Source organism: Peterkaempfera griseoplana (genome assembly GCF_001418575.1).
Classification (GTDB): Bacteria; Actinomycetota; Actinomycetes; order Streptomycetales; family Streptomycetaceae; genus Peterkaempfera; species Peterkaempfera griseoplana.
Window position 1 is genome coordinate 1 of sequence record NZ_LIQR01000367.1, and the last position, 11892, is coordinate 11892.

General features: G+C 72.5%; 12 protein-coding genes. 6 read left to right on the plus strand and 6 right to left on the minus strand.

Annotation, left to right across the window (positions count from 1 at the left end; translation table 11 throughout):
• Positions 1-873, minus strand: an 873-nt coding sequence (locus AOK09_RS25955; RefSeq protein ID WP_055589671.1) for an MFS transporter, incomplete at its 3' end; no start/stop codon positions are given.
• 333 nt (positions 874-1206) lie between these two features.
• Between AOK09_RS25955 and AOK09_RS25960 the strand changes: the two genes are divergently transcribed.
• The 3 genes from AOK09_RS25960 to AOK09_RS25970 all read left to right on the plus strand — a co-directional run bounded on the left by AOK09_RS25960 (position 1207) and on the right by AOK09_RS25970 (position 3720).
• Positions 1207-1734, plus strand: coding sequence for a GNAT family N-acetyltransferase (locus AOK09_RS25960; protein ID WP_055589672.1), 528 nt, complete (start codon positions 1207-1209; stop codon positions 1732-1734).
• A gap of 423 nt (positions 1735-2157) precedes the next feature.
• A complete protein-coding gene (locus tag AOK09_RS25965) occupies positions 2158-2913 on the plus strand; it encodes a metallophosphoesterase (protein ID WP_055589673.1) in 756 nt (251 codons plus the stop codon).
• Positions 2914-3315: 402 nt separating this feature from the next.
• Entirely contained in the window at positions 3316-3720 is a 405-nt protein-coding gene (locus AOK09_RS25970; protein ID WP_157876041.1) for a hypothetical protein, read from the plus strand.
• Between the two features lie 207 nt (positions 3721-3927).
• Here the strand turns inward: AOK09_RS25970 and AOK09_RS25975 are convergent, their stop codons facing one another.
• Positions 3928-4203, minus strand: a complete 276-nt coding sequence (locus tag AOK09_RS25975; protein ID WP_055589675.1) for a helix-turn-helix domain-containing protein — start codon at positions 4201-4203, stop codon at positions 3928-3930.
• Positions 4204-4264: 61 nt separating this feature from the next.
• On the opposite strand from AOK09_RS25975, the gene map reads away from it, so the two are divergent.
• A complete protein-coding gene (gene map / locus AOK09_RS25980; protein WP_055589676.1) occupies positions 4265-5032 on the plus strand; it encodes a type I methionyl aminopeptidase in 768 nt (255 codons plus the stop codon).
• A gap of 226 nt (positions 5033-5258) precedes the next feature.
• On the opposite strand, the gene AOK09_RS25985 is transcribed toward map, so the two are convergent.
• Positions 5259-7421 carry a phosphocholine-specific phospholipase C gene (locus AOK09_RS25985; RefSeq protein WP_055589677.1) on the minus strand — a complete coding sequence of 721 codons (2163 nt, stop codon included), beginning with the start codon at positions 7419-7421 and terminating at the stop codon, positions 5259-5261.
• Positions 7422-7990: 569 nt separating this feature from the next.
• On the opposite strand from AOK09_RS25985, the gene AOK09_RS25990 reads away from it, so the two are divergent.
• Positions 7991-8407 (plus strand): nuclear transport factor 2 family protein, encoded by a 417-nt coding sequence (locus tag AOK09_RS25990; protein ID WP_055589678.1) that lies wholly within the window; start codon positions 7991-7993, stop codon positions 8405-8407.
• Between the two features lie 74 nt (positions 8408-8481).
• On the opposite strand, the gene AOK09_RS25995 is transcribed toward AOK09_RS25990, so the two are convergent.
• The 3 genes from AOK09_RS25995 to AOK09_RS26005 form a co-directional block, all read right to left on the minus strand.
• Entirely contained in the window at positions 8482-8925 is a 444-nt protein-coding gene (locus AOK09_RS25995; RefSeq protein WP_063796074.1) for a GNAT family N-acetyltransferase, read from the minus strand.
• A 144-nt stretch (positions 8926-9069) separates the two neighbouring features.
• A complete protein-coding gene (locus tag AOK09_RS26000) occupies positions 9070-10248 on the minus strand; it encodes a GDSL-type esterase/lipase family protein (RefSeq protein WP_055589679.1) in 1179 nt (392 codons plus the stop codon).
• Positions 10249-10366: 118 nt separating this feature from the next.
• Positions 10367-10936, minus strand: a complete 570-nt coding sequence (locus AOK09_RS26005; RefSeq protein WP_055589680.1) for a TetR/AcrR family transcriptional regulator — start codon at positions 10934-10936, stop codon at positions 10367-10369.
• A 71-nt stretch (positions 10937-11007) separates the two neighbouring features.
• Between AOK09_RS26005 and AOK09_RS26010 the strand changes: the two genes are divergently transcribed.
• Positions 11008-11499: an FBP domain-containing protein gene (locus AOK09_RS26010; protein ID WP_055589681.1), complete on the plus strand. Its 492-nt coding sequence runs from the start codon at positions 11008-11010 to the stop codon at positions 11497-11499.
• Positions 11500-11892 lie beyond the last annotated feature (393 nt).

Here is an 11892-nt window from a genome sequence, read left to right on the forward strand (position 1 = left end):
GGTCAGCAGTGCCACGGCGCCGGTCATGGCGGTGCGGGGGCGGCGGTCGGCCAGGGCACCGGCCAGGCCGTTGCCCACCAGACCCGCCACCCCGTTCAGCAGCAGGACGCCGCTGACGGCGTGTGAGGAGAGCCCGGCGGCCCGGGTGAGGAAGACGGAGACATAGGTGTACAGCGCGAAGACGCCCGCGACCACGAGCACGGTGACCGCCATCAGCAGGGTGAAGCGTGGGGGGCTGGGGTGGGGGGCGGTGGATGCCGGGTTCTGGACGGCGGGGCCGGTGGGCAGCAGCAGGACGACGACCGCGCCCGCGAGAAGGCCCAGGGCGCTGATGACCAGGAAGGGGGCGCGCCAGTCGGTCTGCTGCCCCAGCCAGGTCCCGGCCGGGACGCCCGCCACCCCGGCCAGGGAGGTCCCGACGAAGAGCGCGCTGACGACCTTGGCCCGGACCGGTTTTGGGAACATGCCCGCGGCGGTCACCGCGACCACCGACAGGAACACCGCATGGGTCAGCGCGACCAGGGTCTGTCCGGTCAGCAGAACGGCGTAGCGGGGGGCGAGTGCGCAGAGCAGCGTGGCCGCTGTGAAGAGGCCCAGCAGGGTGGCGAGCAGGCGGCGGCGGGGGATGTGCCGGGTCGCCTGGGTGAGCGGTACGGCCGTGACGGTGACCACCAGCCCGTAGCCGGTCACCAGCAGTCCGGCCGACGAGAGCGACACCCCGAGACCGTGCGCGATCTGCGGCAGCAGGCCGACGGGCAGGCTCTGCACGGTGCCGTAGGCGAAGAGCGCGACGGCCAGGGCCGCCACCGCCACCACCGCCCGGCCGCGGGCGATCTGCCCGGGTGTCGTCGGCGCGGTCACCTGCACGGTCATCACGGACCCCCGATGGCTTGCGGCCCCGGGGTTCCTCCCGAACGGCCTGGGAACGCGGAGCAGAAGAGCATGCGAAATGTTGTCGTGTCAATCGCGAAACATTTCGGCGAGTCGGGGAGGCCGGGCGGGGCCGCGGGTCGGGGAGGCCTGGTACGGACAGCCGGTCCGGGTCTGCCGGTCGGCGGCGTCCGCCGGGGCGCGGGGTGCCGTGCGCACGGCGGCCCTCCCCGACCCGCCGCCCGCCCGCCGGGGGTGTGGTCCGGACAGCTCGGGGGGTCTGCGGCCAGGGGAAATCCGAGGTGCTCCCGGGTGCCGTCCGGATAGAGTCGGGCGGTGCCCGAGCTGACGCGGCTGCGTGCCGAACATGCCCCGGCGGTCCTGGCCTTCGAGCTGGCGAACCGCGCCTACTTCGCCGCCTCGGTCTCCGATCGCGGCGACGCCTTCTTCGAGCAGTTCACCGACCGGTTCAACGCCCTGCTGGCCGAGCAGGAGGCGGGCGTCTGCGCCTTCCATGTGCTCCTTGCCGAGGACGGCTCGGTGCTCGGCAGGTTCAACCTGGTCGACATGGTCGACGGCACCGCGGATCTCGGTTACCGGGTCGCACAGCACGCCGCCGGCCGCGGAGTGGCGACCGCGACCGTCCGGGAGCTCTGCCGGTCGGCGGGGCCGCGCTACGGACTGCGTACGCTGCGGGCGGCCGCCGCCTGCGAGAACCTGGCGTCCCAGAAGGTGCTCACCAACGCCGGGTTCGTTCCGGTCGGTCCGGCGGACCCGGCCGACATCGGCGGCAGGCAGGGCACCTGGTACCGGCGGGACCTGGAACTCCGGCCCCAGGGCTTGTCTGACAATTCGCGCCGGTAAGGCGCGCGGCGTCTGGTGCAGGGCCCCCTCCTCGCCGAAGGCGGGTGAGGAAGGCGCATCGTAAGGCGGAGGATCGACCTCGTACTGGCGTACTCGGTCGATTCCGACAACTCAGCGAGGTGCCGTGCCTGGGGGCACCTCCCAGCCGTCAGGCTGGGGGCGCGTCGCGCGCCAGACGGGAATTGTCGGACAAGCCCCAGACCGCGACCGGTCGGCGAAGCGGTCGCGGGAGCGCTGCGGTGACTCCACCGGCCCGGGGCCGCACCCGTACCGGGCCGCCCTGGGGCCGGTGACCCGCCCGGGACCGGAACCCCGTGCCGGTCCCGCTCCCGGTCGGCGCCGACGTGGGGGCGTGCGGGCACCCCGGCCGGTCGTCCCCACCCGTGTCCGTATCCTGTACGCCGCCACGAAGGGACCACAGCGGTGATAGTGATTGCCCACCTCAGCGACACCCACATCGACGACGGTCAGCGCAGCATCGCGCGCACCCGGGCCGTCATGGAGTACCTCGACGGTCTGCCCTGCGACCTCGACGCGGTCCTGGTCACGGGAGACATCGTCGATCACGGCCTGCCGAGCGAGTACGAGCAGGCCCGCACCCTGCTGGCGTCCCGGCATCCGACGCTGGTCTGCCCCGGCAACCACGATCAGCGCCCGGCGTTCCGCCGCCACCTGCTGGGCCAGCCGGAATCGGCGGCACCGGTCAACCAGGTGCACCGCACCGCGGACTTCGTCATCGCTCTCTGCGACTCCTCGGTGCCGGGCAAGGACGAGGGCTTCCTCGAGGACGAGACGCTGGCATGGCTGGAGGACGTCCTGGCCCGGACCCCGGCCGGGGTGCCGGTGGTGGTCGGGTTCCACCACCCGCCGGCCACGCTCCATGTGCCCTTCATCGACGGCATACGCCAGTTCGGGGCCGAGCGGCTGGCCGCCCTCGCGGAACGCCACCCCGATCTGGTGGCGTTCCTGTGCGGTCACGCGCACACCCCGGCGGCGACCACGTTCGCCGGGAGGCCGCTGCTGGTGGCGCCGGGGGTCGTCTCGACCGTCCGGCTTCCCTGGGAGCGTCACGCCCACCCCCGGGACTTCATCGACCTCGACCAGCCGCCCGCCCTCGCCTTCCATGTGCTGGACGACGCCGGGCGGCTGACGACCCATTACCGGTGTGTCAGCGCCTGAGATGCGGTGCTCCCGGGGCGGGGTAGTCGGAGGCTGACGGGACCCGACGTCACCGGCACGCCGTGCGGTGCCGCCGCGACGAGCGCGGCGCGCGTGGGCGGCCGTGGCTGAGGCGGGTGGCGGCGGTGGGGATGCCGGGCGGCGGCAACCGGCCCTGCTCTCGCCGGACGCGGAGGGGAACCGGGCCGTGTGGTGGGTGCCCATCGTCGCCGGGGCCGGTCGAGGCGGCGGTTCTTCCCCGGCCACACCTCGCAGGCGCCTCTTTCCCCCACCCGGAGCAGGAGGTTCACCCGGTCGGTTCCGCTGCGGCTGAGGCTCGTCCGCGGCCAGCGGCTGAACGGTGATAGGAACGCAGCAGGCGGGGGCTTTCATCCCGGTCCACTCCCGGAAGAGGAGACCATCATGAAAAGCCGCACACTCACTCTGGCCGCTGCTGTGGCCGCCGTCTCGTTCGCCGCGCTCGGAACCGGAGCGGGTTCGGCCCAGGGCGCCGAGCACCGAACCGGCGGCGCCGGCGTCGGGCGGTCGCCCGGCAACACCAACCCCGGGTGCTTCCAGATCCGGAATCTCACCAACGGCACCCTCCACCGGGGGGAGCAGACCGGCACCTTCGCCTTCCCGGGCGCCATCGGCGCCGGGATGACCACACAGCCGTCGTGCGCGAAGGCGAACGACCACGTGACGTACGTGGAGAGCAGCGGCCTCTCGTTCACCCTCACGGTGGATCCCGACGGCAACAACGGAACCATCAGGAGTGCGGACAACAAGTCGTACTTCACGGGCAACATCGCGGTCTTCACCCACTGACGCGCCGACCGCCCACGACCACAGGCGTCCCCCTTCGAGCCCGGCCCGCGACAGGGCCGGGCTCGATGTGTTCCGTCACCGCCCGTGCCTCCGGGCGCGGAGGGCCGTGGCCGCCGCCTCAACCGGCGATGTGCCGGGGGACGGCCAGGTCCGGCAGCCGGGCCGCCCGGCTGTCCGCCGCGCAGCCGTAGACCCGGCGCCCGGCGGTCACGCCGACTTGGCCTGCTCGCCGCCGTCGGTGTCCTCCGCGCAGGCGGCGGCGAGGTCGTCCAGGGACAGCTGCAGGGCGTGGGCCAGGGCTGCCACCGTGAAGAAGGCCGGGGTCGGGGCACGGCCGGTCTCGATCTTGCGGAGCGTCTCGGCGGACACCCCGGCTGCGGCCGCCACCTCGACCATGCTGCGGTCACCGCGGGCCTCGCGGAGCAGCCGCCCGAAGTGCTCTCCGCGTTGCCGCTCCTGCGGACTCAGAGGAACTCTCACCATGCCCGTGATACTAATACCGGTATAAGTATTGGGCAGCATCGCATCGCGGGAGTCACGACACATGGTGGAGATCAAGACCGACACGGCCCTGGAGGCGATGCGGGAAGCCGGACGCATCGTGGCCCGAGCACTGGCGGCCGTCCGTGCGGCGGCCGGCGTGGGAGTCCGGCTGCGCGAACTCGACGAGGCAGCGCGTACCGTCCTCGCCGAGGCCGGAGCGCGTTCCCCGTTCCTGGGCTACCGGCCCGCCTTCGCTCCCAGCGCCTTCCCCGCGGTGATCTGCGCCTCCGTGAACGACGCGGTGGTGCACGGCATCCCCGGCGACTACCGCCTGCGCGACGGTGACCTGGTCAGCATCGACTGCGGAGCCGAACTCGACGGCTGGACCGGCGACGCCGCCACCAGCTTCACCGTCGGCACCCCGCGCCCCGCCGACCTGGAACTCATCGCCGCCACCCAGCGGGCCCTGGACGCAGGCATCGCCGCGGCCACCGTCGGCCGTCGCATCGGCGACATCTCCCACGCCATCAGCAGGGCCGCCCGCGAGGCAGGTTGCGGCATGCCGTCCGACTTCGGCGGCCACGGCATCGGCCGCCGGATGCACGAGGACCCCCATGTCGCCAACCACGGACGGCCCGGCCGCGGCTTCCCGCTGCGCCACGGCCTCACCCTCGCCATCGAGCCCATGCTCATGGCCGGAGGACGCAACGACTACCGCACCGACCCCGACGGATGGACCCTGCGGACGATCGACGGCAGCCGGGCCGCCCACATCGAACACACCGTGGCCGTCACCGAGGACGGACCCCGCATCCTCACCCTGCTCTGACGTCCGGTCCGCGCGGATCCCGCGCGGGACACCCCCGGGTGCTCCCCTGAGCGCCGGCCGGTGCGGTACCGGCGTCCCCGGTGGTGCTCGCGGTGGCGTCCCGGCCGTCGCGGTGCCTTCGGTGCCTTCGGCATCCGGGATGCGGCCCGGCCCCCCGCCGTTCCGGACCGCGAGGTGCGCGCTCCGGAACGGCGGGATGGCAGGCCGTCGGTGTGGGCCGGGGGTGTCAGCCGGTGATGCTGGCCTTGCCGGTCTCCAGGTGGCCGGTGAACCGCTGCGACCAGGCCTGGTCGCAGTCGGCCGTGACGGTCACGTCGTACCAGCCGTCGCTCACCGACAGCGGGTTGACCACCCAGGCCTCCTTGCCGTGTGCGGCGACAGTCACCTTCTGCGGAGCCCCGGAGATGTACTGGTTGTGCCGGACGGTGAAGGTCACCGGCTTGCGGCTGTCGTTGTGCAGCCACAGCTTGAGCTTGGGACGCGCGGTCGACTTGCCGTCGTAGTAGCTCGCCTCGACGGTGAGGTCGCCACCGGGGGTCGCGGTGTCACCGGTGAAGCGGCGCAGGAACCGGTTGGGGCCCGTGACGGTCAGGTCGTAGGCGGTGTCCCCGGCGGAGGCGCCGACGGGGCCGCTACCGGTGGCGGTCCTGCCGGCGGCGACGGTGTACTGGCCCGGGAACCTGGCCGGGTACTCCGCCAGCGTCGGGAAACCACCCAGGTTGTTGTAGACGGCGAAGTGGCTCGCCTTGGTGGCGAACGGGGCCTCGTTGCTGAACTCCAGCTTCGCCGCACCGCCGGAGAACCCGGTGAGGTTGGCGTTGGGCTGGTACGGCAGCGGACGGGCCGGCCTGGTGCCCTTCTCCTGGGTGGGCATGGTGTTGTCGCCCGGCAGCGGGGTGTACCGCGTCTCCGGGATCAGGTCGCCGGTGCCCGGCAGGTGGGGCAGCCCGTACACCGGCGAGGTGAAGTCGAAGGCGCCGGTGAGGTCACCGCAGACCTTGCGGCGCCAGTCGCTGATGTTGGGGCAGATCGCCGGAGTGCCCAGCGCGGTGGTCCACTTCTCCATGAACTGGATGACCGAGGTGTGGTCCGAGACCTCGGAGGTCACCCAGCCGCCACGGGTCCAGGGCGAGACCAGGAGCAGCGGCACCCGGAAGCCGAGACCGACCGGCAGGGGCGCGGTCACGCCGTACTGGCCCATGGTGCCGGCGACGAACTCGTCGGCCTCGCCCGGCGCGGGCGTGGGCGGCGGGACGTGGTCGAACTGGCCGTCGTTCTCGTCGTAGTTGATGATCACCAGGGTCGAGTTGAAGACGTCCGGGTCGGCGTTGAGGGCCTCCAGGACGCCGCGCAGGAAGTACGCGCCGTTGCTGGGCGCGGTGACCGGGTGCTCGGAGAAGAACTGGTTGTTGACGATCCAGCTGACCTGCGGCAGCGTGCCGCCGACCACATCGGCGCGGATGGCGGCGTTGATGTTGTCGGCGTTGCCGGCGAGTCCGGTGGCGGGCTCGGGGACGTTCTTGACACCGTTGTCATAGTAGACGTTGCCGGGAGCCGCCGTGCCGCCCTGGGTGGGGTCGAGCTTGGCGAAGGTGTTGAAGTACTCCAGGCCGTTGTCGCCGTAGTCGTCCGCGCACTGGTACACGCGGAAGCTCACGCCCGCCTTGTGGAGCGTCTCGGCGTAGGACTCCCACGGCAGGAACTTGCCGCGCTCGTCGCCGCCGTCGTTGGCGGTGAAGCTGCCGTGCTTCTTGTCGGCGTTGATCGTGCCGCCCCACAGGAAGGTGCGGTTGGGGCCGGTCGCGCTGAGCACGGAGCAGTGGTAGGCGTCACCCACCGTGTAGGTGTCCGCGAGGGCGTAGTGGAAGGGCAGGTCCTTGCGGTCCATGTAGCCGAGGGTGGTCGGGCCGCCCTTGGCGTAGTACCAGCCGTTCATCAGACCGCCGTACCAGGCGCCGTGCTGGTCGGTCCAGCCGTGGGCGGTGCCGCCGTAGTTGGCGGCGCCCAGCTCCGCGCTCGGCGGGGTCGCGCCGCTCCAGGACTTCGCCCCGCTCAGCCGCCACGGGTACTGGGTCTCGGCCCCCTCCGTCGGCGTCTTCGGCTGCTCCCAGACGGACTTCCCCCCCGGCAGGTTGATCGTCGCCTGGTCGCCGAACCCGCGCACGCCCCGGAGCGCACCGAAGTAGTGGTCGAAGCTGCGGTTCTCCTGCATGATCACCACGACGTGCTTGATGTCGCGGATGTCGCCGTATGTGCGGCCGTGGGGGTGGTCCTGCTCATGGCCGGACGTCGCGGCGGCGCTCACGCCGGGCAGCGCCGCACCCATGGCGGCCGCGCTTGCGACGGTCGCGGCGGTGCCGAGGAAGTTTCTCCGGGACAGTGCTGACATGGCTCAAAACCTTCGCGTTAGGGGGTACAGACGCAGACACTGACGTCGCTGTCTTGCCTGCAGATGTCGACGAGCGGGCGCGGACGTTGCCGCCCGGCGAGGAACTGTGCGGCCCCGCCGGGCCGCACACCCCGCCACGACACGGTCGGCACCCCCGGAGCACGGCCCCAGGCCGAGCCGCGTTCCCATGGCGAAGCCGCCCGCCTCTGCCCGGTTTCGCCATGGGGGAGGGGCTGCGAAGGCCGCCCCTCCGGCGCCGCTGTGCGCGGCCGGCTGTCGCAGCCCGGCCCCCGCCCGGGCAGGACACGGCGCCCTGCCGAGTCCGCGGGGGCGGGCTCACGGACCGTACGGCCCGGGGGTTGTCCCGCAGCGCGCCTCGGCCGCCGGTGGGACGACGACGCGGCTGCGGAAGTCGGTGGCGGGCCGGACCGCGGTGAGGGACGATCGCCGGGTGCCCGCCCCTGCCGCGCCGCACGCGCCGGAGCTCGTCGCGGTGCTCGGCGGGTGCGGCCCTGCTGACGACGGACGCTCGGCCCGGCCTTGTCGCGCCGCGCCCGGAGAGGACGCATGTGTCACTCACTGCTGAGGACCGCCTGGCCATCACCGAACTGGTCGCGCTGCACGGCCACCTCGTCGACGACGGAGACCTCGACCGGCTGGAGGAGCTGTTCACCGGCGACGTCGTCTACGACCTCACCGACTACGGGCAGGAACCGCTGTCCGGGGTGGCGGCGATCCGCGACGCGGCGTGGGCGCTGGGGGCCGCCAACCCCGTGGCGCACCACGTCACCAACGTCGTCGTGACGGTGGCGGCGGACGGCCGGGTGCAGGTCCGGTCCAAGGGGCTGGGCGTCCGAGCGGACGGGTCCTGCGGCTCCGTCTCCTACGACGACACGGTGGTGCGCACCGCTGACGGCTGGCGGATCAGCCATCGCAGGGTGTCGGCACGCCGTACCCCCCTGGGCGGGATGACGAGGTCCGGCTGATCAGACGGGTCCCGCCCGGCCCTGGGAATCCGGTCGTGGACCGTGGTCTTCATGCCCGGCGCCTGGTCGTGGCCTCATGACGGACGGGCGAGATATGCCGTCTTGGCGTCGGGTGAGAAGCCGCACGCCCGGTAGAAGGCGTGTGTGGCGGGCGTGCGCGAGCCGGTCTGCAGCATCGCCTTGTAGCAGCCCGCGTCCCATGCGGCCTGGAGCGTGCGGGCCATGATCTGCTTCCCCAGACCCGTGCCCCGCACAGCTTCGTCGACGACGACGTTCTCAATGACCGCGTACGGCGATGCGGACCGGGTGAGGTTCGGGATCAGGTTCAGGTACGTGGTGGCGACGACGGCACCGTCGACTTCGAGGACGAACAGGTGCAGGCCGGGCGAACCCAGGATCTGCGCGAAGGCCGCCGCGTCGGAGCCGTCACGCAGCACGGGGTCCTTCGGGTGCAGTTGCCGGTAGAGGCGCATCACATGTCCGAAGTCGTCGGGGCCGGCCTCGCGGAACAGAGTCATGTCCGCAGGCTAGTGCTCCGCGCGCAGCCGGTGATCTTCCCGCCCGAGGTGTGGTTCGCGGGCCGTGGTCACTGCCCTGGGCGTGAGCCCGGGGGCGACGGCCGCGCTGCACGGCCCGGCCGGGCGTCCGCACCGGTGATCCGGTCAGCGGGCCTCGGCGGCGAAGGGGCCGCCGTCGCCGAAGACGAGCCGCGCGAAGTTCTCGGCGATGCGGCGGTGTGCTGCGGGATCAGGGTGGAGCCTGTCGGGGAGCGGGCGTTCGGCGTACTCCCGCTCGCCGTAGAGGTCGCGGCCGTCCAGGTGGTGGAGGTGCGGGTCGTCGGCCGCGCGCTGCCCGACGATCCGGGTGAGTTCGTCGCGGATGACGTTGAGCGTCAGGCGCCCGGCGGCGCGCTCCGCCGGATCGCCGGTGGCCCTGAACCGCAGGGTCCCCCCGGCGAAGTCGGCCGCGAGTGGGCCGGGGGTGTCCTCCTGGACGGGGCACAGGATGGGGGAGAGGACCAGCAGCGGCGTGGTCGGATGTCCCTCGCGGATGGTGTCGAGGAAGCCGTGGACCGCGGGGCCGAAGGCACGCAGACGCATCGCGTCCGTGTTGACGATATTGATGCCGATCTTGACGCTGATCAGGTCCGCGGGGGTGTCCCGCATCGCGCGGGCGGTGAACGGGTCGAGCAGCGCGCCGCCGCCGAACCCCAGATTGATCAGCTCCACTCCGCCGTCGGCTGCGGCCAGGGCCGGCCAGATGGCGCTCGGGTGGGCGGCGTTGGAGCCGTGGCTGATGGAACTGCCGTGGTGCAGCCAGACCCTGCGCCCGTTGTCCGGCGCCGGCTCGACGGGGGCGTCGGTGCGCAGGGCGATCAGCTCGGTGATCTCCGTGTGCGGAAGCCAGATCTCGACGTCCTTGTCGCGGGCCGGCAGACCGCTGAACCGGGCGGTGCCGGCAGGTCCCTCGCGCAGTTCGGAGGCTTGGGTGATCATGTCGGTGATGATGCGGACGTTGCCACCGGGCACCGTGGCCTGGGCGGTGAGGCGGCCGTCGACCAGCAGGTCGTACACGCCGTCCGCCGGGGCCGGGAGGCCCTGGTAGACCCGCTTGGTGGGCAGTGTGTCCAGCTCGACGGTGGTGGCCCGGGTGCGGAAGGCCAGCCGTACGCCGGAGGGCTGGGCCTCGGCTGTGGCCAGTTGGGTGTCGGGGATCTGCCGGCGGGCCCGGGCGGGCAGCCGGTGCGGGAGCAGGCCCTGCGCGGTCTGCTCCACGTCGAGGAAACCGCGCAGGATGTCCGTGGTGACAGGGGTGGTGATCCAGTCGTGCTCTGTGTGCATTGCCTCAGCCTGTTGATCAGGTTGTTCTGACTGTTCCGACTCTTCTGACTGTTCCGGCTCTCGGATGTCCTGGTGGGCGGGTGGCCGGCCGCGCTCCTGCGGCGCGTCCTCCTGCTTGTCAGGCTGTGGACCGGTTGCGCAGCAGGGCGTCGAGGGAGTCCAGGATCCACGCCCAGGACTCCTGGGAGTCGGGGGCGCTGTGCTCGAAGCCCCCGGCCAGCTCCAGGCTGACGTAGCCGTGGAAGACGCTGCCCAGCATCCGTACGGCATGTGTCTGCTCGGGCTCCGTCAGGTCGTAGCCGCGCAGGATGGCCCGGGTCATCTGCGCGTGCCGGACGCCGGCACTGGCGGCCGCCGTTTCGGGGTCGAGCCTGAGCCGGGCGGCGGCGTAGCGGCCGGGGTGCTCCCGGGCGTAGTCGCGGTAGGCGTCCGCGAAGGCGGCCAGGGCGTCCTTGCCGGCGCGCCCGGCCAGGGCGGCGGCGACCCGGTCGGCGAGCTCCTCGAGGGCGAGGAGGGCGATCCTCGTCCTGAGGTCCTCGGAGTTCTTCAGGTGGGAGTACAGACTCGCGACCTTGACGTCGAACCGCCGGGCGAGCGCCGAGACGGTCACCTGCTCGAAGCCGACCTCGTCGGCCAGCTCCGCGCCCGCCCTGGTCAGGCGCTCCGGGGTCAGCCCTGCTCGAACCATAACCTTCCTCCCATTCGGCTATGACTATTCTGCACTTGCCTAATAGCTTTAGGCAAATTAGCCTGCGGTCCATGCGACAGCTGACCGAGCAAGAGATCCGCACCGCGTTTGTGAACTGCACCAAAGGGGAGGCGAAGCGCCTGTCCGTCCCCCGCGACCTGGCCGAGCGGCCCTGGGGCGACCTGGACTTCCTCGGCTGGCGGGACCCCCAGTCCCCCGGCCGGGCCTACATCGCCACCGAGCTGGACGGCAGCCCGGTGGCACTCGCCCTGCGCTGCCCGAGCCCCGCCTCCTGGCAGGCGCGGCGCAACATGTGCTCGATATGCACGACCACCCACACCGGAGGCGTCTCGCTGATGGTCGCCCCGAAGGCCGGCAAGGCCGGACAGCAGGGCAACTCCGTGGGCGCCTACATGTGCAGCGACCTCGCCTGCCCGCTCTACGTCCGGGGCGCGAAGGACGCGGGCGCCGGCGGGCGGCTGCATGAGTCACTCACCCTGGAGGAGAAGATCCAGCGGAGCGTCGGGAACCTTGCCGCGTTCATCGCCAAGGTCACCGCCTGAAGCACCACCGTTCCTCACCCCGGCCTGCGGGGGCGTCGGCCGTGCCGGGGCGGGACGGAGGCCGGGCCGAACGGCCCGGGTGAGTCGTTCGGCCCGGCGTTCCGGGGGAGTGGCCGCCGGCCCACGCCCACGCCGACGCGGTCCGATCGCTCTCCTCGACGGGGTGTGCGGCGCGGCCGACCGCGCTCCGGCCTTCGCTCAGCCGCAGCCCGCGGTGAACGAGCGCGGCCGGACCGGGGGGTCGGCAATGCGCCGCACCCAGGGCGGGACCGCAGGTGTTCATCCGGCCCGGACCGGCCGATCAGGCGGACAGCAGCCTCTCCACAGCCGCCGCCGTCCCGGGGTGACGGGCCAGGAGCAGCGCCCCGGCGGGGGTGCCCCCGCCGTCCCGCC